At 56.7% G+C, this 21,251-nt stretch carries 15 protein-coding genes, 1 tRNA gene and 5 pseudogenes; 9 read left to right on the forward strand and 12 right to left on the reverse strand.

All coding sequences use genetic code 11. The features are described from left to right. Positions 1-10: 10 nt before the first annotated feature. Positions 11-1,306, reverse strand: a pseudogene (locus SOPEG_RS06265) (CYTH domain-containing protein). A 403-nt stretch (positions 1,307-1,709) separates the two neighbouring features. On the opposite strand from SOPEG_RS06265, the gene SOPEG_RS06270 reads away from it, so the two are divergent. Together SOPEG_RS06270 and SOPEG_RS06275 are read left to right on the forward strand one after the other, a co-directional pair. Further along, positions 1,710-2,330: a TIGR04211 family SH3 domain-containing protein gene (locus SOPEG_RS06270; protein WP_025244699.1), complete on the forward strand. Its 621-nt coding sequence runs from the start codon at positions 1,710-1,712 to the stop codon at positions 2,328-2,330. Positions 2,331-2,431: 101 nt separating this feature from the next. Further along, entirely contained in the window at positions 2,432-3,679 is a 1,248-nt protein-coding gene (locus SOPEG_RS06275; RefSeq protein ID WP_025244700.1) for a multifunctional CCA addition/repair protein, read from the forward strand. A 222-nt stretch (positions 3,680-3,901) separates the two neighbouring features. Here the strand turns inward: SOPEG_RS06275 and SOPEG_RS06280 are convergent. Beyond that, positions 3,902-4,225: pseudogene (locus tag SOPEG_RS06280) on the reverse strand (undecaprenyl-diphosphate phosphatase); the annotation flags it as partial. Between the two features lie 72 nt (positions 4,226-4,297). Here SOPEG_RS06280 and SOPEG_RS06285 point away from each other — a divergent pair. Then, positions 4,298-5,506 (forward strand): IS256-like element ISSoEn2 family transposase, encoded by a 1,209-nt coding sequence (locus SOPEG_RS06285; RefSeq protein WP_025244702.1) that lies wholly within the window; start codon positions 4,298-4,300, stop codon positions 5,504-5,506. A gap of 33 nt (positions 5,507-5,539) precedes the next feature. On the opposite strand, the pseudogene SOPEG_RS06290 reads toward SOPEG_RS06285, so the two are convergent. Beyond that, positions 5,540-6,046: pseudogene (locus SOPEG_RS06290) on the reverse strand (undecaprenyl-diphosphate phosphatase); the annotation flags it as partial. A 140-nt stretch (positions 6,047-6,186) separates the two neighbouring features. Then, the gene (gene folB / locus SOPEG_RS06295; RefSeq protein ID WP_025244703.1) at positions 6,187-6,546 is read right to left on the reverse strand and encodes a bifunctional dihydroneopterin aldolase/7,8-dihydroneopterin epimerase; all 360 of its coding nucleotides are present in this window, start codon (positions 6,544-6,546) and stop codon (positions 6,187-6,189) included. 105 nt (positions 6,547-6,651) lie between these two features. On the opposite strand from folB, the gene plsY reads away from it, so the two are divergent. Further along, the gene (gene plsY / locus SOPEG_RS06300) at positions 6,652-7,281 is read left to right on the forward strand and encodes a glycerol-3-phosphate 1-O-acyltransferase PlsY (protein WP_025244704.1); all 630 of its coding nucleotides are present in this window, start codon (positions 6,652-6,654) and stop codon (positions 7,279-7,281) included. Positions 7,282-7,327: 46 nt separating this feature from the next. Here plsY and tsaD read toward each other — a convergent pair whose 3' ends face one another. After that, positions 7,328-8,347 carry a tRNA (adenosine(37)-N6)-threonylcarbamoyltransferase complex transferase subunit TsaD gene (gene tsaD / locus SOPEG_RS06305; protein ID WP_025244705.1) on the reverse strand — a complete coding sequence of 340 codons (1,020 nt, stop codon included), beginning with the start codon at positions 8,345-8,347 and terminating at the stop codon, positions 7,328-7,330. 451 nt (positions 8,348-8,798) lie between these two features. On the opposite strand from tsaD, the gene rpsU reads away from it, so the two are divergent. From rpsU to rpoD, 3 genes are all read left to right on the forward strand, one after another. Beyond that, positions 8,799-9,014 (forward strand): 30S ribosomal protein S21, encoded by a 216-nt coding sequence (rpsU, locus tag SOPEG_RS06310; protein WP_001144069.1) that lies wholly within the window; start codon positions 8,799-8,801, stop codon positions 9,012-9,014. A gap of 127 nt (positions 9,015-9,141) precedes the next feature. Continuing rightward, complete coding sequence (gene dnaG / locus SOPEG_RS06315; RefSeq protein ID WP_025244706.1) at positions 9,142-10,890, forward strand: DNA primase; 1,749 nt, start codon at positions 9,142-9,144, stop codon at positions 10,888-10,890. Positions 10,891-11,041: 151 nt separating this feature from the next. Next, positions 11,042-12,889: an RNA polymerase sigma factor RpoD gene (gene rpoD, locus SOPEG_RS06320; RefSeq protein WP_025244707.1), complete on the forward strand. Its 1,848-nt coding sequence runs from the start codon at positions 11,042-11,044 to the stop codon at positions 12,887-12,889. Between the two features lie 117 nt (positions 12,890-13,006). On the opposite strand, the pseudogene mug reads toward rpoD, so the two are convergent. Next, a pseudogene (gene mug / locus SOPEG_RS06325) lies at positions 13,007-13,508 on the reverse strand (G/U mismatch-specific DNA glycosylase). A gap of 139 nt (positions 13,509-13,647) precedes the next feature. Here mug and SOPEG_RS06330 point away from each other — a divergent pair. Then, positions 13,648-13,723: transfer RNA gene (locus SOPEG_RS06330), tRNA-Ile, on the forward strand. Between the two features lie 885 nt (positions 13,724-14,608). On the opposite strand, the gene SOPEG_RS06335 is transcribed toward SOPEG_RS06330, so the two are convergent. The 6 genes and pseudogenes from SOPEG_RS06335 to SOPEG_RS06360 form a co-directional block, all read right to left on the reverse strand. Further along, positions 14,609-16,225 (reverse strand): hypothetical protein, encoded by a 1,617-nt coding sequence (locus SOPEG_RS06335; RefSeq protein WP_025244708.1) that lies wholly within the window; start codon positions 16,223-16,225, stop codon positions 14,609-14,611. Positions 16,226-16,229: 4 nt separating this feature from the next. Beyond that, positions 16,230-16,769, reverse strand: a pseudogene (locus SOPEG_RS06340) (baseplate complex protein). After that, complete coding sequence (locus SOPEG_RS06345) at positions 16,744-17,379, reverse strand: hypothetical protein (RefSeq protein ID WP_236851641.1); 636 nt, start codon at positions 17,377-17,379, stop codon at positions 16,744-16,746. The pseudogene SOPEG_RS06340 and the gene SOPEG_RS06345 overlap by 26 nt, the downstream one beginning before the upstream one ends. 86 nt (positions 17,380-17,465) lie before the next feature. Further along, entirely contained in the window at positions 17,466-17,948 is a 483-nt protein-coding gene (locus SOPEG_RS06350) for a tail fiber assembly protein (RefSeq protein WP_148297007.1), read from the reverse strand. 98 nt (positions 17,949-18,046) lie between these two features. Next, a complete protein-coding gene (locus SOPEG_RS06355; protein WP_025244711.1) occupies positions 18,047-18,970 on the reverse strand; it encodes an IS5 family transposase in 924 nt (307 codons plus the stop codon). 64 nt (positions 18,971-19,034) lie between these two features. Further along, positions 19,035-20,174: a hypothetical protein gene (locus SOPEG_RS06360; protein WP_025244712.1), complete on the reverse strand. Its 1,140-nt coding sequence runs from the start codon at positions 20,172-20,174 to the stop codon at positions 19,035-19,037. A 26-nt stretch (positions 20,175-20,200) separates the two neighbouring features. Here SOPEG_RS06360 and SOPEG_RS06365 point away from each other — a divergent pair, with 26 nt between their 5' ends. After that, on the forward strand, positions 20,201-21,124 hold the full coding sequence (locus SOPEG_RS06365) for an IS5-like element ISSoEn1 family transposase (protein WP_025244713.1): 924 nt from the start codon (positions 20,201-20,203) through the stop codon (positions 21,122-21,124). The last annotated feature ends 127 nt before the right edge of the window (positions 21,125-21,251 follow it).

Here is a 21,251-nt window from a genome sequence, read left to right on the forward strand (position 1 = left end):
GTTTTTGCTGCTATTTCAGCCAGAATCCCACCTGCGCCAGCGCTTGCCGACGCAAATGCTCCCTATTCTCGGGTCCTTGCTACACGATTGATTGATGCAACGCTTTCCAGTGCATCAGATAGGCCACGACCTCGGTCGGCCGATAGGCGCCGGATAAGACATGAAATGCCATCAGCCGCCGTTCCAGCCGCGGCAACTGTTGCAGGTATTCTTCATCGGACAGCGTGCGGCCGAACGCGACCTTCAATTCCGCGCCGCAGCGCGCAAGCGTCATGTCGGCGAACTGCCGGTAGGCGCCGGCGAGTTTTTTGCGTGTATCCTCATCGGCGGTATTCTGCCAGACGCTGAACATTAGCCAGGAGGTCAACGCCAGTTTGGTTTGCAGATAGACGGGCAGATAACAGATCGCCTGCGGATCCGCCCGTTCAGCGGCGATCAACGGCATAATATCCGCCAGCAGCGCGCGCAGCGCGGTCGTCGCTTTCCGGCGCACCAGGTTACCCATCACGCGGAAGGTCTCGCGTATCAGCGTGATGCCCTCCAGCACGCCGACCTTGGCCTGCGGATCGCCGCGCAGCCAGAGCTCCTCATGGTATTGCCAATGATCCAGCGCCAGATGCAGCGCCGCGCTCATTCCCTCCTCCACCGTCGCCCGCGCGGCGGGATTAAGCAGCGGCAGCGGCCGGATGGCGCGCGCAGGATTTCCCCGCTGAAGATGATAACCGCGCGCGGCCTTGCTCAGGCTACCCAAACGAAGGCCGCCGGCATCGCTCAGCGTCCTGGCGAAGGTAAATAGATCGCGCGCGTTGCCGCTCAGCAATTCCATTTCCAGTTCGCAGATCGGCTCGCTTAGAGGGCCAGCGCTGACCTCACCTCGATCCAGCACGACCTCAATCTGGCTTTCACCCTGCGTCACCCGCCATTTCTCACGAGCGAAATCGGTGGTGAACAGCGGCTTAAGGCGCGATTGCAGCGTGGCGGGACTCAGCCCCTCCGGCCACGCCTGCGCCGGCAGCCGTTGCAGTTCCAGCATCGGCCCCAGCAGCGGTACATTATATTCAGGGTGCTGATGTAATCCGCCGATAACCTGCCCAGCGGTTTTCATCGTCATCTTATATTGCCCGTCCACCTAACGAATGCGTAACCCTATGCCGTGGCGGCGTAAATCAAAACCGTCCGTCTCAAAATAGCTATTGGTCAATTGCCGGAGCGAATGACCGTCATGGCCCGTCGCCGATAACCGCTGCCGCAGTGCGGGCAGCGTCTCGGGCTGAACGATAAATTTTAACTCGATTTCTTCATTCATAGTTTTAAATGGCCATACCGGTGAAGTTCATTGACGCTTAAGCCATCCCTTGATGAGATCAACCACTTGAGATGACAAGTGTTAACGCCTAATCATGGCCTTAATGGACAAAACGGACAAGCCCAACGGCACTTTTCGTGCCAGGCGTGGTCAAAAGTTTTCATCGCTTTTGACGCGTTTTGTCATTTTCATCCCTCACAACCGCCACCGGCGGCGAAGAGGGCACGCCGCGCCCGTAGCCGCGCGGCGCCGGCCCGTGGATGCCGGCCTCATCGTGTAGCGGCATCGGCAACGGCCTGGCGCGGGTCCGAGAGTTAAGAGTGTTCTCATTTCGGACCCGACGTTGCGTCGTCAAACTGAAGCCACTACTATCGTGCAACATTTGCTTAAAAATGACGGAATAATGCTGAAATTACGCCATATTTACTTCGCCGCGCTCGGTCTGGGTCTCGCCTGCGCCGCCAGCGCCGACGAGCAACGTTATGTTTCCGACGACCTGCTGACCTATATACATAGCGGCCCGGGCAACCAATATCGCATTGTCGGCACCTTGAATTCCGGCGACGCCGTTACGCTTATCGGCCAAAACGACGACGCCGGCTTTGCGCAGGTGCGCAATGAAAAGGGTCGCACCGCGTGGATCCCGCTGGACCAGTTGAGCGCCCAGCCCAGCCTGCGCACCCGGGTGCCGGCGCTGGAGCAGCAGGTGCAGGATCTGACGCAAAAGCTCAATACCCTCGATGCCGGTTGGAATCAGCGCACCGCCAACATGCAGAAAAAAGTAGCCACCAGCGATGGCGTTATCAATGATCTCAAGAAGCAGAATCAGGCGCTGAAGGATCAACTCACGACGGCGCAGAAAAAAGTCAACGCGGCGGCGGTTCAGCTTGACGATAAACAGCGCACCATTATCATGCAGTGGTTCATGTATGGCGGCGGCGTGGCCGGCGTTGGCCTGCTGTTGGGCCTGTTGCTGCCCCATATCATTTCCCGTCGCAAAAAAGACAACCGCTGGATGAACTGAGCCGCGCGCCCGCTACGGCGCCGGTGAATCGCGCGCGCGATACGGCTACACTCAATGGATAGTACCGATAAAGGTAACACCGGCTTTGCCAGGAGTGAATTGTGAAAAAATATCAGGTGGGCGGTGCCGTGCGTGACGGTATCTTGCAGCTCCCCGTCACGGAAAGAGACTGGGTCGTGGTCGGCGCGACGCCGCAAGACATGCTGGCGCAGGGTTATCAGCAGGTCGGCAAAGACTTCCCGGTTTTCCTACACCCCGAGAGCCGCGAAGAGTATGCGCTGGCGCGCACGGAGCGCAAATCCGGTCAAGGGTATACCGGTTTCATTTGCTACTCTTCGCCGGAAGTCACGCTGGAAGAGGATTTGCGCCGCCGCGATCTCACCATCAACGCCATCGCCCGCGATGACCACGGCAATCTGATCGATCCCTATCAGGGGCAGCGCGATATCCGCCAGCGCTGGCTGCGTCATGTCTCCGACGCCTTTGGCGAAGATCCGTTGCGGGTGCTGCGGGTCGCCCGTTTTGCCGCGCGTTTTGCCCATCTGAATTTTCGCATTGCGCCGGAAACGCTGGCGCTGATGCAGCACATGACCGATGAGCTGCCGCAGCTGGCCCCCGAGCGGGTCTGGAAAGAGACCGAGCGGGCGTTGGCAACCCGTAACCCGCAAGTCTATTTTCAGGTGTTGCGCGACTGCGGCGCGTTGAAAACATTGTTCCCGGAAGTGAATGCGCTGTTTGGCGTCCCTGCGCCGGCAAAATGGCATCCGGAAATCGATACCGGCATTCATACCCTGATGACGGTATTGATGGCGGTCCGGCTATCGGACGATATCGCGGTACGTTTCGCCACGCTTTGCCATGATGTGGGCAAAGCGCTGACCCCGCGCGAATTGTGGCCCAGCCATCACGGCCACGGCCCGGCTGGGGTGAAAGTGGTGGAAGGACTGTGCCAACGTCTGAAAGTGCCCAATCCGCTGCGTGATTTAGCGAAGATCGTGGCCCAATACCATGACCTGCTGCACGGCGCCGAGAGCCTGACGCCGAAGACGCTGGTAAAATTGTTCAGCGCCATTGATGTCTGGCGCCGGCCGGAGCGTCTGGAGCAAATGATCCTCGTCAGCGAAGCCGACGCCCGCGGACGTACCGGTTTTGAAAACCATCCCTATCCGCAGGGAGATTTCCTGCGCGAAGCGTTCCGCGTGGCTGCGTCGGTTACCGCGCGCGACGTTATCACGGCGGGATTCAACGGCGCCGAAATCGGCGAGGAGCTCACCCGGCGGCGCCAGCAGGCCCTGGCCAGTTGGAAGCGACAGCAGACAAGCAGCGACACCGAAACCATTCAGGACTGAGCCGCCGTCGTGGACGCCGCACCCAGGACGTCGACGGGCAGGCCCCCTGCCGAAGCAGTGTGCCACGCGGCCGCGAATTAAGCCTAGCGCCTATCGGTGGCGTCCGCTGCACTTTTCCGCCCTGCCCGCGATCTGGCGTTATTACCACATCCCAGCGACGGGTTGGGCGCTTTTGCGCTCCTCGGCGACATCGGCGCAGCGAGAGCGGCCGATGACGTCCGATCAGCCGACCAAGACCCAATACACCGCCGCCGCCAGAATAAAGCGATAGATGGCAAACGGCACGAACGAGATGCGTTTGATGATTTGCAGGAAGAATTTGATGGCGAGCAGGGCCACCACGAAGGCGGTGACGAAGCCGATGGCGAACATCGGAAAATCCTGCCAAGCGAGGAAAGGCAGGCTTTTGTAGAGATCAAGCACCGTGGCGCCCAGCATCATCGGCACCGCCAATATAAAGGAAAACTCCGATGCGGCATAACGGCTGACGCCGACCAAAAGACCGCCGATGATGGTGGCGCCGGAGCGGGAAAAGCCCGGCCACAGAAGCCTGTTTAGAAATTTGTGTATTTGCCTGATTTTGATATGTTCAATCCAACATCAAAAACAGGTTAATTTATGGACGAAAAACAGTTGCAGGCTCTGGCTAACGAACTGGCCAAAAATCTCAAAACCCCTGAAGATATCAGTCACTTCGATCGGCTGCTGAAAAAAATCAGTGTCGAAGCAGCTCTCAATGCCGAAATGACCCATCACCTCGGCTACGATAAAAATCAGCCTAAACCGGGGACCAACGCCCGCAACGGCTATTCCACAAAAACCGTTACCACTGGCGATGGCCCGCTGGCGCTGCGTACTCCGCGCGATCGTGACGGTTCCTTTGAACCGCAACTGGTGAAGAAGAACCAGACCCGGATTACCGGGATGGATAACCAGATTTTATCGTTGTACGCTAAAGGGATGACCACCCGCGAGATCGCCGCCGCGTTCAAAGAGCTGTATAACGTCGATGTCTCGCCGGCGCTGGTCTCAAAGGTCACCGATGCGGTCATGGAGCAGGTTGTCGAATGGCAAAACCGGCCTCTGGATGCAGTCTATCCCATTGTTTATCTTGACTGTATCGTTCTAAAAGTCCGGCAGGACAGCCGCATCATCAACAAATCTGTGTTCCTGGCGCTGGGCATCAACATCGAAGGCCAGAAAGAGTTGCTAGGTATGTGGCTGGCCGAAAATGAAGGCGCAAAGTTCTGGCTGAACGTGCTGACAGAGCTGAAAAACCGCGGCCTGAACGATATCCTTATCGCCTGCGTAGACGGGCTGAAAGGTTTCCCTGACGCTATTAACGCGGTGTATTCGGAGGCGCGGCTCCAGCTGTGTATCGTGCATATGGTGCGCAACAGCCTGCGGTTCGTCTCCTGGAAGGACTACAAGGCCGTCACCCGCGACCTGAAAGCTATCTATCAGGCCCCTACGGAAGAAGCCGGTTTGCAAGCGCTGGAAGCGTTCTCCAGTGCCTGGGACATCCGCTACCCGCAAATAAGTCGAAGCTGGCAGGCAAACTGGGCCAATCTGGCCACGTTCTTTGCCTACCCAACGGACATCCGCAAGGTGATCTACACGACCAACGCCATCGAGTCGTTAAACAGCGTGATCCGGCATGCCATCAAAAAGCGCAAGGTGTTCCCGACCGACGACGCAGTGAAAAAGGTGGTGTGGCTGGCGATACAGGCGACCTCACAGAAATGGACAATGCCTTTGAGGGACTGGCGCATGGCAATGAGCCGCTTTATTATCGAGTTCGGTGACCGCCTGGACGGTCACTTCTGAGAAAAGGCATTTACACAGAATCCGGTACGGGCTCGGCCACAGTGCCAAACACTGGAAACAGCCGATCAAAAAGGCCTGCAGATAGGTCAAATCATCAATGCCCGCCGCACGCGGTTGCTTGGGTTTCAGCCATTCCCCCGCCAGCAGAAGCAAACCCCCGACCACCAGAGCATACATGACATACTGCGGCGCGAAGATGGCTTTAATCTACTCATGAAAGACCAACCCCAGCACCACCGCCGGGATCATGCCCAGCAAGATATGCCCCAAACGCAGACGGCCGCTGCCGATCCCCTCGTGGGGTACCTGGCCAAAATGAATACCGATAAGACCAAACAGCCGACGCCAAAACACCACCACCACCGCCAGGATCGACCCCAACTGGATGATAACCTCGAAGGTCTTGGCCTTATCATCCGTGAAGCCAAGCAGGCTACCGACCAATATCATATGCCCCGTCGAAGAAACCGGCAGAAATTCCGTTAACCCTTCCACCACCCCCAGAATGAACGCGATAACCCACTCGTGCATATCCGCCATACAACGTTTCCCTCAAAGTCACGACAATAAAAAAGCGGCGGTATGTAAACAGACCAGCCGCTAAATCTCCCGCAAATTGAGACAAACATACGGTAATTTGGTTGCAACCGCATGGCCAAATGATTACCGCTACGCTATTTTCAGACTTTTCGCCGACCGCGCTCGATGACGACGCCGACATTGGCCGCCTGCGGTACCGCGCCGGGTTTACCGATTTTGACGCGTATCCAAGGCAATTTAAACTGGGTCATCAGCCGCTCCGCCGTCTCCTCGGCGACCCGCTCCACCAGCGCAAAACGCTTACCGTTCACGAGCGACAGCACGGTTTCGGTGACATCCGCATAGCTCAGGCAGTCCACAACATCATCGCTACGTGCCGCCGGGCGGTTGTCCCAGCCCATTTCCAGGTCGAAAACCAATTTCTGGAGGCGTTGCTGCTCCCAGTCATAGACGCCTATCACCGCCATTACCGTTAATTGCTCAATAAATACAATGTCCATGTGCCATACTCGGTTTTTGTGGCTATCGGATACCACTTCCTCGGGAATATGCGTATTATCCACAGATAGCGAAATAAAACGAATGTTGATGAATGGAATGTGGTTATGAATGTTATCGCGATTGGCATGATAATCTTCGCCTACCTGTGCGGCTCAGCATCCAGCGCGATCCTGATCTGTAAACTCGCGCGTCTGCCGGATCCACGTACCAGCGGCTCCGGCAATCCCGGCGCCACCAATGTGCTGCGGCTCGGCGGCAAGCTGGCGGCCGCGGGCGTGATGGTATTCGATATACTCAAAGGGATGATCCCGGTGTGGATAGGCTACGGCCTCGGTCTGCCACCGTTCTGGCTGGGCCTGGTGGCGATTGCCGCCTGTCTCGGCCATATTTATCCGGTGTTCTTTCACTTTCGCGGCGGCAAAGGGGTCGCTACCGCCTTGGGGGCTATTGCGCCCATTGGCTATGATCTGTCCGGCCTGATGATAGGCACCTGGCTTCTGACGGTACTGCTCTCCGGCTATTCTTCGCTGGGGGCGATCGTCAGCGCCTTGATCGCGCCCTTCTATGTCTGGTGGTTCAAACCGCAGTTCACCTTCCCGGTCGCAATGCTCTCCTGTCTGGTGCTCCTGCGCCACCATGACAATATTCAGCGGCTGTGGCGCGGTCAAGAAAGCCGCATCTGGCGCCGCCGGCAAAAAGACCGGGATATCGACCAGCAGCAAAGCAAAAACTGACTCAGGCGACGAGCGCCGGCAATGCCTTAACAAAGCAAAAACAGGCTCAGGCGCCGAGTGCCGGTAATTCCTCCAGCGGCCAGCGCGGCCGTACCGACACCGCCAGATCCTCCCGCGTTCCGCCCTGCAGCCGCACCATGCCGGCATAAGCGATCATCGCGCCGTTATCCGTACAAAATTCAGGACGGGCGTAGAACACCTCCCCGCCCCGCTGGCGCATCATTTCCCCCAGGCTGGCGCGCAGGGAGTGATTGGCGCTGACGCCGCCGGCCATCACCAACCGCGAGAAACCGGTGAGATCGAGCGCGCGCCGGCATTTTATCATTAGCGTCTCCACCACGGCGTTCTCGAATGCCCGCGCGATGTCCGCGCGCGTCTGGTGATCATCGGCGCCGGCGCGAACGGTGTTGGCGGCGAAGGTTTTCAACCCCGAGAAGCTGAATGCCAACCCCGGCCGGTCGGTCATCGGGCGCGGGAAAGTGTAACGTCCCGGCACGCCCTGCTGCGCCAGACGTGCCAGCATCGGCCCGCCGGGATAATCCAGCCCCAGGAGCTTGGCGGTTTTATCGAACGCCTCGCCGGCGGCATCATCAATAGACTCACCCAGCAGCCGATATTCGCCGATACCTGTTACCGCGATAAGCTGGGTATGGCCGCCGGAAACCAGCAGCGCCACGAATGGGAACACCGGCGGGTTTGCCTCCAGCATGGGCGCCAGCAGATGCCCTTCCATGTGATGCACGGCGACCGCCGGGACCCGCCAGGCATAAGCCAGCGCGCGGCCGACGGTGGCACCGACCATCAACGCGCCAACCAAACCCGGTCCGGCGGTGTAGGCCACCCCGTTGATATCTGACGCCTGCATACCCGCCTGCGCCAGCGCCGCCTGAATCAGCGGCACGGTTTTGCGGACATGATCACGGGAGGCCAGCTCCGGCACCACCCCGCCATAATCGGCGTGCAGTTTCACCTGACTGTACAGCTGATTAGCCAGCAACCCTTGATGCTGATCGTAAATCGCCACGCCGGTTTCATCGCATGACGTCTCAATACCCAATACGCGCATAGTCATTACCACCCTTTTTTGCGGCGCACAGTCTATCATATTCTGCGCTGCGACGAGGCGTTGGGACCACGCTTTGGCGTAAACCGCTATCTTTCCGGCGGCCGTCATGATAAAAATGCCGGCCTGTCGGTAACCTGACCCAGCAGGATCCGGCGTCGATCGACCGCGATCTTGCTGTTAGCCCCCGTCGCCGCACTAATTAAACGATTACGCCGATTGATATAGGCTTTTTCATCGGCAGTTCTGCCCAGTGGCGTTTTTTTTGCGCGCCTCTGGCGCTATTTTGCTCCTGACATCAGCGGCTTGTGCCGCACGCGGCGCGAGGATCATAAGATCATGCAGCGCGACGCTTTACAAAGCGGGCAGGCTTGAAGTAGAATTCTGCACCATTTTGAAAAGGCTGGCACAGGTCAGCGACAAAATCCGAATTCTATCGAGGTGAGAGAGGCACATGCCGGTAATTAAAGTACGTGAAAACGAGCCCTTCGACGTAGCACTGCGTCGCTTCAAGCGTTCCTGCGAAAAAGCGGGTGTTCTGGCCGAAGTTCGTCGTCGCGAGTTTTATGAAAAACCGACGACTGAACGTAAGCGAGCTAAAGCGTCTGCCGTTAAACGTCATGCTAAGAAACTGGCTCGCGAAAACGCACGCCGCACTCGTCTGTATTGATTTTCCGGGGTGCGAGCTACCCCGACCGCGTGATTAATCCGCAGACTTAGCTGTTGCATACGAAGGCCGTGCCGTCCGGAAGGATTGCGCGGCTTGTTGTCGTTCAAGTGCTTACCTGACAGGGCTTATGGCTGGACGAATCCCACGTGTCTTTATCAATGACTTGTTGGCGCGTACCGACATCGTCGATCTGATCGATGCGCGGGTAAAGCTCAAAAAGCAGGGCAAGAACTTTCACGCCTGCTGTCCATTCCATCATGAGAAAACCCCGTCGTTTACCGTGAACGGCGAAAAGCAGTTTTACCATTGTTTTGGCTGCGGCGCCCACGGCAACGCCATCGACTTTTTGATGAATTACGATCGGTTGGAGTTCGTTGAATCCATCGAGGAACTGGTCGCCCAACACGGCCTGGAAGTGCCGTATGAAACCGGCTCCGGCCCGAATCAGCAGGAGCGCCATCAGCGACAAAGTCTGTATCAGCTGATGGACAAGCTCAGCGGCTTTTACCAGCAGGCGTTGAAGGCGCCGACGGCGACGCAGGCCGATCACTATTTACAACGGCGCGGGCTAAGCGAAGCGGTCATCGCGCATTTTGCCATCGGCTTCGCGCCGCCGGGCTGGGATAATGTTATTAAGCGTTTCGGCCGTTCGGCCGAGGATCGCGCCGCGCTCAACGACGCCGGCATGCTGGTGGTCAACGAAAACGGTCGAACTTACGACCGTTTTCGTGAACGCATCATGTTTCCGATCCGCGACAAACGCGGCCGCGTTATCGCCTTCGGCGGGCGGATATTGGGCGATGGGCAGCCAAAGTACCTAAACTCGCCGGAAACCGACATTTTCCATAAAGGCCGCCAGCTGTACGGTCTGTATGAAGCCCAACGACAGCATCCGGAATTATCCCGGCTGCTCGTGGTCGAAGGGTATATGGACGTAGTGGCGCTGGCGCAGTTCGGCATCGACTATGCGGTGGCTTCGTTGGGCACCTCGACCACCGCCGACCATATTCAACTGCTTTATCGCGCCACCGATCGGGTGATCTGCTGTTATGATGGCGATCGCGCCGGGCGTGAAGCGGCCTGGCGCGCGCTGGAAAACGCGCTGCCCTACCTGAGCGACGGCCGCCAGTTGCGTTTTATGTTCCTGCCGGAAGGCGAAGATCCCGATACGCTGGTGCGCAAAATTGGTAAAGCGGCGTTTGAACAGCGCATCGAACAGGCGCAGCCGCTGTCGACGTTCCTATTTGAAACGCTGATGCCGCAGGTAGATTTAAGCAGCCCCGACGGCCGCGCCAAACTCAGCACCCTGGCGCTGCCGCTGATAGGCCAGGTGCCGGGGGAAACATTGCGTCTTTATTTGCGCCAGCAGTTGGGCAACAAACTGGGGATCCTTGACGACAGCCAGCTGGAGAAACTGCTGCCCAAGGCGGCGCTAAAGGCAAATATTTCACCGCAGCCGCGGATAAAACGCACAACCATGCGTATACTGATAGGATTGCTGGTGCAACATCCGCGGCTTTCCGCCCTGGTCCCCACGGTCCAGGGGCTTGAGCAGGCAAGTCTGCCGGGCGTGCCGCTGTTTATCGAGTTAGTAGAGGCCTGCCAGGCCCAGCCGGGGTTAACGACCGGCCAATTGCTGGAGCATTATCGGGAGAGTAAATCTTCCTCACAGCTTGAAACTCTGGCGACCTGGAACCACATGATCATTGATGAGATGATCGAGGCGACATTTGTCGACACCCTGGCGAGTCTTTACGACTCCATACTTGAACACCGCCAGGAAGCGCTTATCGCCCGCGACCGGACCCACGGCCTGACGGCCGAAGAACGCCAGGAGCTCTGGTCGCTGAATCAGGCGCTGGCGAAAAAAACCTGAATGACGAGGCTTAATTGCCTATATCTGGCAGGGCAAGACCCTGCGCAATGCCGTATTGGGCTACGGCGCGAAACGAAGCCCAGATCTCTTGTTGGTGATGCGCTTTCACCAACCAACACCGATTATTACTCTGAAGTGTGGATACCGTCTTATGGAGCAAAACCCGCAGTCACAGCTCAAGCTGCTTGTCACACGTGGTAAGGAGCAAGGCTATTTGACCTTTGCCGAGGTCAATGACCATCTGCCGGAGGATATTGTCGACTCCGATCAGATCGAAGATATCATCCAGATGATAAATGACATGGGCATCCAGGTGATGGAAGAAGCACCGGACGCCGATGACCTGCTGCTGGCCGAAACCACCTCCGACACCGACGAAGATGCGGCGGAAGCCGCGGCGCAGGTCTTGTCCAGCGTCGAGTCCGAGATTGGCCGCACCACCGACCCGGTGCGCATGTATATGCGCGAAATGGGTACCGTGGAGCTGCTGACCCGCGAAGGCGAGATCGATATCGCCAAACGTATCGAAGATGGCATTAATCAGGTTCAGTGCTCGGTCGCCGAGTACCCTGAGGCCATCACCTACCTGCTGGAACAGTACGACCGCGTCGAGGCCGGCGAGGCCCGTCTGTCCGATCTTATCACCGGCTTTGTCGATCCCAACGCGGAAGAAGATATGGCGCCCACCGCGACCCATATCGGCTCTGAACTCTCCGCCGACGAAATCGCCGATGACGACGACGAGGATGAAGAGGACGACGACGACGACAGCACGGACGACGATAACAGCATCGATCCGGAGCTGGCGCGCCAGAAATTTGTTGAGCTGCGTGAGCAGTACGAAATCACCCGCAATGTCATCAAAACCAACGGGCGCAGCTATGCCAAATCGGCCGCGGAGATTCTGAATCTTTCCGACATGTTCAAACAGTTCCGCCTGGTGCCAAAGCAGTTCGATTACCTGGTCAACAACATGCGCGCCATGATGGATCGCGTGCGTACCCAGGAACGTTTGATCATGAAGCTGTGCGTTGAAATCAGCAAGATGCCGAAGAAAAACTTCGTCACGCTTTTCTTCGGTAATGAAACCAGCGAAAGCTGGTTCAAAGCCGCGTTGGCCATGAACAAGCCCTGGTCGGAAAAACTGCATGAAGTCGATGATGACGTGCATCGCAGCCTGCAGAAACTGCGGCAGATTGAAGAAGAAACCGGTCTGACTATCGAGCAGGTGAAGGATATCAACCGCCGCATGTCGATCGGCGAAGCCAAGGCGCGGCTCGCCAAGAAAGAAATGGTCGAAGCGAACCTGCGTCTGGTTATTTCCATCGCCAAAAAATACACTAACCGCGGCCTGCAGTTCCTGGACCTGATCCAGGAGGGCAACATCGGTTTGATGAAGGCGGTGGACAAATTTGAATATCGCCGCGGCTACAAGTTCTCGACCTACGCCACGTGGTGGATCCGCCAGGCCATCACCCGCTCTATCGCCGACCAGGCGCGCACCATCCGCATCCCGGTGCATATGATTGAGACTATCAACAAGCTCAACCGTATCTCCCGGCAGATGCTGCAGGAAATGGGACGCGAACCGACGCCCGAAGAGCTGGCCGAACGCATGCTGATGCCGGAAGATAAGATCCGTAAGGTACTGAAAATCGCCAAAGAGCCTATCTCCATGGAAACGCCTATCGGCGACGATGAAGATTCGCATCTGGGAGATTTCATCGAGGATACGACCCTCGAGCTGCCGCTGGATTCCGCCACCTCTGAGAGCCTGCGTTCAGCGACCCATGATGTATTGGCCGGTCTTACCGCGCGCGAAGCCAAGGTGTTGCGCATGCGCTTCGGTATCGATATGAATACCGACCATACGCTTGAGGAAGTGGGGAAACAGTTCGACGTCACCCGCGAGCGTATTCGTCAGATCGAAGCGAAAGCGCTGCGTAAACTGCGGCACCCGAGCCGGTCTGAAGTACTGCGCAGCTTCTTGGACGATTAAGTCCCGTTATGGCAAGGCCGTTCCCCGCCTGCTACAACGCACGATGAAACCCCGCGGACACCCCCGCGGGGTTTTTTAATGTCCTTCGCTTAAGCGGCGGTATGGCCCGTGCGCTGGTCAGCAGGGAGGGAGCGTGTCGGCCAGGGCGCGATAGGCCGCCAGCAGCGCATCACTGCTCATACGGTTCAACTCGCTGGGATTGGGCAGTACCCAGAGCTGCGTTACGCCGATGCGCCGTTCCTGCCGTCCCCAGGGGGCGTTCCTTACCTGAAACGCCTGGCAATAAGCTTGCTATACCTAAAATCGCCAGCGCCTGCGGCTGATAGGTTTCTATCTTGGCCATCAGCCGCTCGCCGCCCTGGCGGTATTCCGCCAGCGACAGCTCTGAGGCTTCGGTAGTGGGTCGCGCCACCAGCATGGTGATCCCGCAGCCGGTCTCGAGTAGCCGCTGTTCTTCCTCCGGCCGCAGCTGACTTGACGTAAACCCCGCCAAATGAATCGTTTTCCAGAAACGGTTGTTGGGATTGGCGAAATGCACCCCTTTATGTGCGCTGGATAACCCCGGATTGATGCCGCAAAGCACCACCCGTAGCCCTTTCCTGAGAATATCTTCCATTATTGATCCCTCTCATTTATCTCTGGCCTTGGCGCCGAATAGTTAACGATTCTAGCCAAAAAACGGCGATAAATCATCCATCTGGCGGGGGGGGGGGACTATAGACCCCGTTGGCGCCATCATTTATAATCAACGCCCACTCGGCCCCTTAGCTCAGTGGTTAGAGCAGGCGACTCATAATCGCTTGGGCGCTGGTTCAAGTCCAGCAGGGGCCACCATATAAAACAAAGAGTTACGGTAAAAATCCCAATCCCTCAGTTTATCCTAGGATTCCTATAGGATACTTTTTTAAGAGATTGATAGTGATTTAACGGTAGCCATAAGAGCTTGCAGCTAAAAATTCATCACCAAGGCCGGGTAGCGTGTCTCGGTAATCGCAGCTTGTTTTTGAAATAATTGGCAGGAAGGTAAAATACGGCTACTAGATTGCTTTAGCACACATACTGACAATCCATTAATGGTCGCAATAAATTTTGCCCGCCCACGAAATCATCACGTAAAGCCTCATTTCACACGTTACGTCAGTCGATTTCGTCACGTGACTGACGGCTCTGCCGAGATGCCGCCAGCCCAATCAGGTGTGAAAAAAATTGAAAAGCCTTCTTCGTCCCTCATTAACCTGCAAGCCGTGCCACGCCTGAGTTTTCTGTAAAGGTCTGCCCTGCCTTTTCAGCGCTGATTTTATGCTGTTCGCCACGTAATCCATAATTTTTCCTGTGACTTCAATGGGATGTGCTTTACGCGGGGTATCTCTCCCACATCAAAAACTGAAAAAAACTGAAATTCTTTTCATACTTTACAATTTTGCCTATTGCCCAAAAGCCCAGGCACGGCACGGGCTGGCGGGGTGATTTGTGGGTAGGCGATTTTGAAAAAATTTTACGATGCAAAGTGTGCAGGCGGGTGCGGTGTAGCGCCGTTTCCGTGGGGGATGCGCTTATTTCGTGGCGATGACGCAGCCCTGGCGCGCTGTGGCTGAACGGAGTGGAATGCGTGGCGTTTGGGATGGCTTGAGGCAAAGAGAGGCTTAGCGGGGCGCTCAGGCGCTGTGAGCAGCAGCCACAAAAAAGCCCGCGTAATGCGGGCCGTGGTGTGCGGGGAGATCAGCCGATAACGGGCGCGTACCGGCGGCGTAAGGCGTCAGACTTCGCCCCGGTTGCCGCTATCTCGCCGGCGTTCTGGGGCACGCCCGTGTTGCTGTGGGTATGGCTGGCGGTCTGCTGCGCCATCACGTTGACCTGTTCACCGCCCACCCAGACGACGGGGGCGATCACTTCCTGGCGTGCTGTCGCCAGACTACGGCGGATGTTGCCGATTTTCTCTATCAGGTCTCCGCCAATGTCCGTTGTCGCGTTTTGCCCGATACTGGCGACGTAGTGTGCGCGGGTCGCCACACTGTAATCGCCCTCGGCGATCTGCTGGATACTGCCGGCCAGAAGACGGGCGCCGCCCAGTACCGTGGTCTTGTCCGTGGCCTGTACCGTGGTGGTGCGAGTCACCAGTGTGCGGTTTTCGCTATCCGCCGTGATTTCACGGTGCTGGGCGTTTTCGCGGATAGACTGATCTGTCTGGCGCTCCCAGTCGCCCGCCACGGTGACGCGCTGGAACACTTCCGCGCGTTGTTGCTGAAGCTGTTCGCCGGGTTTGATATCGGGCAAGGTCTGGCCGTGGGCGAGGATTTGGCGCACAAAGGGCTTATCCGGGCGACCCTCGGTAAAACCGATTTCAAGGAGCGTACCCGGCGGCGGAAAATGGAACAGCCCCGACTCTGCGCCGGCCATCGGCAGGGGGAGCGGCACGGCCGGATATACCAGCGTATTCGCAGCCGGGTTGCCGTCCGCATCCAGTAATTGGACATCCACCGCGTAACGCGGGCGGAACGGATCGGCCAGGTCACCCCGGCTGACCGCTTCACTCGGCCCCACGACCCGCGCAAATTTCGGCAGATGCAGCCCTGCGGACAATTCCGGGTAGGCTGCATCAATCTGGCGCTGGGCGGGTGATTTGGCCGTGGTTTTTCCCGTCAGCGGGTTGGCAGCCTGCCAGGTCAGCGCCGTGGTGTCATTTTCCAAGCGTACCGTGATCAACGGCTTGCCGTTGACGACCACGCCGGGGCGCAGGCTGGGCACCATGGGCAGCGTTAGCGTATTGCCTGCCGCCTGTGTCTGGCTGAATTCCGGGGGGATAGAGACCGGTTTGCCGGCAAACAGGGAGTGCGCGGCACCGCCCAGGTAAATACCGCCGTCCGGCAGCGGCTGCCAAAGGTAGTCTTGTATACCAAATGCCGGCCCCAGGGTGGCCAGCAGCTGATAGCCGCTGCCGCTGTGGGTAAAATGGGGAATGGGGGTATCGGTGTCATTTGACGCGGTCGGCAGGACCATGCTGAGGCCGCTTTGGGCCTGTATCCACTCCGCTATCTGGCGCAAGGTCGGGTGCTGGAATGAACAGGGCCAGGGGTGGTCAAAGATGCCGCTCATCTCGCGGACAAAGAGGCGTTGAAAGCCTTTTCCGGCAGGTTGCGCACGTTCAACAAAGCCGGTAAACCAGCGCAATACCCGCTCAGGGTAGCCGATATCAAGGCGGACCAGCTTACCGCTGTAGTCCTTTTCCGTCTGGGCGGTGATAAATCCGCGCCCGCTGGCGCTTATCTCCAATATCAGGTTGACGTCAACCAATGGCACCGTATCCCCTGACAGCATCAGTCGTTTAATCGGTTTCATAGTCTTAACCCCAGCGCGCGTCATTGACGGGTTTGAGCACCTTGCGTTCAAGCCAGCTTAATTGTTCGTCGCTCTCTGTCGCCGGGGGGCCGTTTGCTGGCCCCTTGCCCGGACTCTGTTTCTGGGCGGCGGTTTGACTGCCTTCGCGTGCGTCTTTCTTCTCGGGCACGCTCAGATGTTCGCGTAACGTGAATGTCACCAACCAGGCTTGTTTACCGTCCTGCTTCGGGGCCTCTATCGAGCCGCTAAACGTCGCCAGCCGAAAATTGATGGCCTGGGCGGTATGATTCGCCACGCGGTAACGCTTCAGCTTGCCGCCCTCGGTGGCTTCAGCCATGGCAAACAGGCGCGTCAGCACCTCGGACTCCGTAAACGGGATAACGCCAGAGACGCGCAGCTCCTTGGGCTTGATGCCCTGCTCCGCGTTGGCGGTGCTGGAGGTTTACCCCGACTGGTCTTTTTCCTGAAACTGCATGGTGGGCGTCACCATCAGGCTTTTTAGCGGCAGTGCTTCGCCATCAAGGGCCAATGTGATGATTGTCATGGACCATCGCCTCCAGTGCTGATACCTCTTCTCCGGCAAACAGCGTCGCCAGGGTCATCACCGCATCGGGCTGCGGCACCTCTTTTTGCATGTTGGCCGCCAGGGTGGCCGCCAGTCCTTCGCCAGTAAATACCCAGGCGTTGACGCTTTTCTGGCTCAGGTCTCCCAGAGCCTGACCGATAGCATCGTGGGCCGACTGGCGCGCGTCAGACAGCGCGGTTAAGTGAGCCTGTAGTTGCGCCACACTGGCCCCGCTGGCCGCCTCCGCCTTTGCCTCTGCCATGATGTTGGCCCGTTGCGCCAGACGCAGTGTGTCGGCAGATAACGGCAGCGGGGAGGGTAAGCCGCCGCCAGCTTTAGGTGGAAGCTGCATACGGGTGATGGCCTGCGTGGCCGCTGTTTGCGCCATGCGTGAGACTTGCCCCAGCACTGGTAGGGGTAACACCGCTGAGAAGGCGGCGAGCAGGGACATAAATTCCGGCTGTGAGGTGGCGCAGAGCATCACCACCATCACGCGCAGGTTGCGCCCGGTGCCAGACAGCTTTTGCGCCAGCCAGTGCACGGCATTTTGTGGACTCAGGTAGCTTCCCGAGGCGGCAGTACGTCCCACTGCCGGCGTCCAGGGGTGTACAGGCAGGACGGTGCAGGTTAGAGGCGGCAGGCTATCGGTCAAACGTAGTGTTGTCTTGCGCCATATCATGCGGGCGGATCCGGCCAGTCAATATCCGGCACCTGGGTGATATCCACGCGGTTTAGCAGTACGCGGTATTTCTTCCACGCCAGCAGAGCGGCTTTTTCGGCATCCGTTGCCATGTCGAGGTCTACAGCGTCCTGGAGTGGGGCTATGGCACGTGTCGCTTCGTCCATCCGCTGCTGCTTCATGAATGCGGCACCGCGCCTTGCTTCTTCAGGCGTTGGTGGGGGCGCATCAACCCATATTGGGTAACCCTGTGAGTCTGCACCACGCGTTTTTCCCCTGGGTGGGTTCCGGCAATACTTCGCGTATGTTTTATCGTCAATATCGATTAAATCGTCTGGCAAAGATCCTGCTTTTTTGTAGGAGTCGATCATTGATGCCAGGTAAAAACCGGCAGTTTTGGCGCTAAATTTCATTTTTTCCATTGTCAATACCCTACTGCCATCCAATACATTTTTCGTTCCTGCCAGCCATGAAACCATTCAAAATCGTCACGCTCATTGGATAAATCTTTGACCTGATGACGCTTTGTTGAATAAATCCGAAATTTGTGACGACTTCCTTCCTATCAGGGCGATTGTTACATGATGCGGACGCTGTTTGGCATTCCTAACAGTGTGATCCGGTTAAGTGCTTTAACCATTGCCATTGTCTCACCTACCTGCGCGTCATAGTCATGCAGACTCAGATGACCACCCAGAAGTGTTTTAAACCGGAACATGGCCGTTTCAGCCAGTGAACGCCGGTGATAACCTACTTTCTTTTTCCAGGTATCGTTATTGCCGCTCAGATGCTGATTTGCCACCGCATGGTTACGCTCATGGTATCGAGCTGGCCAATATTGCGCACCACTTCGCGGTGGGATAAGCGGCTTTATTTTTTTCCTCAGCAGAGCATCATGATAGTAACGCGTATCGTAAGCACTGTCAGCCGACGCTTCCCTGATTTTCCGGTGGGTTTGGTTAATCAGCCCGGGCAGCGCCTGCGCATCTGTCGTACCGCTTAGCGATAAATCGGCACAGATAATTTCATGTGTCACGCTATCTACTGCCAGATGAAGCTTGCGCCATACTCTGCGCCTCTCAGCCCTATGCTGCCTGACTTTCCATTCGCCTTCGCCGAAGACTTTCAGGCCGGTGCCATCGATGACCAGGTGTGAGATTTCGCCGCGGGTTGGCGTTTTTATGCTGATGTCGACGGTTTTTGCTCGCCGGCTGACCAGAGAGTAATCTGGGCAGCGCAGCGATAGCCCCATCAGTTTAAAAATCGAGTCAACGAAACCCTGTAACGCCCGGAGCGAAAGGTTAAACACGCGCTTTATCATCAGAACCGTGGTAATGGCCATATCGGTGTAGTGAAGCGGCCGGCCACGATGTTCAGGTGGTGTACTCTCAGTCCATGCAGCAATGGCTGACTCATCAAGCCATACTGTCAGGTCCCCCCGCTGCCTGAGCGCATTGTTATATGCGGGCCAGTTGGTAATTTTAAACTTTTGCTTTGCCATGGGGACCTGATGTTGAAACGAATGTAGTGATCATAGCCGCCAGTCACCTAAAAGTTCGATTTATTCAACAAAGCCCCTGAATGGCGGAACTTTGCCGATTAAGTCGGTCAAGCGCCTTTTGTAACCTCAGCGCGTAATGCTCCACATCGCGCGGGGTATATAGCAGCCAGCGGGCCGGCAATGGCACATACCTGCCAGCGCCAGCGGCTTGTAAGCTGCGCAGCGCCATAGCGGAACAGTTATGCCGGGTGCTGACCAATCGGAAACGCGCTTTGCCTGTCGCGATCTCTGACTTTACCGAATGCCAGAATTCCTCAAGTGCCTGCTCATCCAGTCCGAATAGCTCAGCCCGCTCGCCAGCAAGGGGCAGGTAAACTTGATCGGACGTGGCCACGAAGGCGTCATTCTCCTCGTCCCATACCTGACGACTGCGCGGTTGGAGCCCAGCCAAACATTGTGCCTGCTCAACGTTATTCTGCAACCGGTCACAAAATGTAGGCATTTGCCGAAGCCGGCCAGCGACAATCTTGCTAATCTCCTTTTCAGTTAATCTGCCAGCATTCGACTGTTCAGCCATTGTTGTCACTATAGCTTGGCAAAAAATATCGTCCGTTTTTGTCAGTAGGGCATTGCCATAATCTTGCTTAACCCGTTGGGTTGCCGTCATTACATAATTTACAGGCTTCAACGGCATCGATTTAATTAGATTTTTCAATATAAAAATATCTTGATCATTATAATCTTTCTTACTCAAATTGATATATTTGGCAATGTCTTCTAACCTGTCTTCGACATGCTCCCACAAGAAATTTTCCTCTTCTCCCTCACGAATAAGCCCACGCATGACGTGCGCTTCGGTAAGTTTCTTACGGGTGGTCTCTGATAGCGAGTCATAGGTGTCCTGCGGATAATGCGCTACCAATTGCGCCGGGCGCGGCCCCAGATAACGCTGCTTATTACCATCCGGCAGCTCTTCGTCTGGCCAGTAACTAAAATATGCCTGACGCTCCGGGGTGGATAGCGCCAATGCTGCATGCCCGCAGTGGTTAGGATCGTGATAGGGCCAGATATTGACCGTCAGCCGACGCGGAGATTCGCGGGCATCGCCCACGCCATCAAAACGCGCCAGACGGTTCTGTATTTCATCGATATCTTGGCTTTGTTGAATAAATCGAACTTTTAGGTGACTGGCGGCTCTGATCACTACATTCGTTTCAACATCAGGTCCCCATGGCAAAGCAAAAGTTTAAAATCACCAACTGGCCCGCATACAACAATGCGCTCAGGCAGCGGGGGGACATGACAGTATGGCTTGATGAGTCAGCCATTGCTGCATGGACTGAGAGTACACCCCCTGAACATCGTGGCCGGCCGCTTCACTACACCGATATGGCCATTACCACGGTTCTGATGATAAAGCGCGTGTTTAACCTTTCGCTCCGGGCGTTACAGGGTTTCGTTGACGCGATTTTTAAACTGATGGGGCTGTCGCTGCGCTGCCCAGATTACTCTCTGGTCAGCCGGCGAGCAAAAACCGTCGACATCAGCATAAAAACGCCAACCCGCGGCGAAATCTCACACCTGGTCATCGATGGCACCGGCCTGAAAATCTTCGGCGAAGGCGAATGGAAAGTCAGGCAGCATGGGGCTGAGAGGCGCAGAGTATGGCGCAAGCTTCATCTGGCAGTAGATAGCGCGACACATGAAATTATCTGTGCCGATTTATCGCTAAGCGGTACGACAGATGCGCAGGCGCTGCCCGGGCTGATTAACCAAACCCACCGGAAAATCAGGGAAGCGTCGGCTGACAGTGCTTACGATACGCGTTACTGTCATGATGCTCTGCTGAGGAAAAAAATAAAGCCGCTTATCCCACCGCGAAGTGGTGCGCAATATTGGCCAGCTCGATACCATGAGCGTAACCATGCGGTGGCAAATCAGCATCTGAGCGGCAATAACGATACCTGGAAAAAGAAAGTAGGTTATCACCGGCGTTCACTGGCTGAAACGGCCATGTTCCGGTTTAAAACACTTCTGGGTGGTCATCTGAGTCTGCATGACTATGACGCGCAGGTAGGTGAGACAATGGCAATGGTTAAAGCACTTAACCGGATCACACTGTTAGGAATGCCAAACAGCGTCCGCATCATGTAACAATCGCCCTGATAGGAAGGAAGTCGTCACAAATTTCGGATTTATTCAACAAAGCGCCATTCAGGCATTCTATGAGCAGGAAACCGCCAGCCGGCCCGATGATCTGACACTCCGGCAGAGTGACTTG

It is taken from the genome of Candidatus Sodalis pierantonius str. SOPE, assembly GCF_000517405.1.
GTDB classification, from domain to species: domain Bacteria; phylum Pseudomonadota; class Gammaproteobacteria; order Enterobacterales; family Enterobacteriaceae; genus Sodalis_C; species Sodalis_C pierantonii.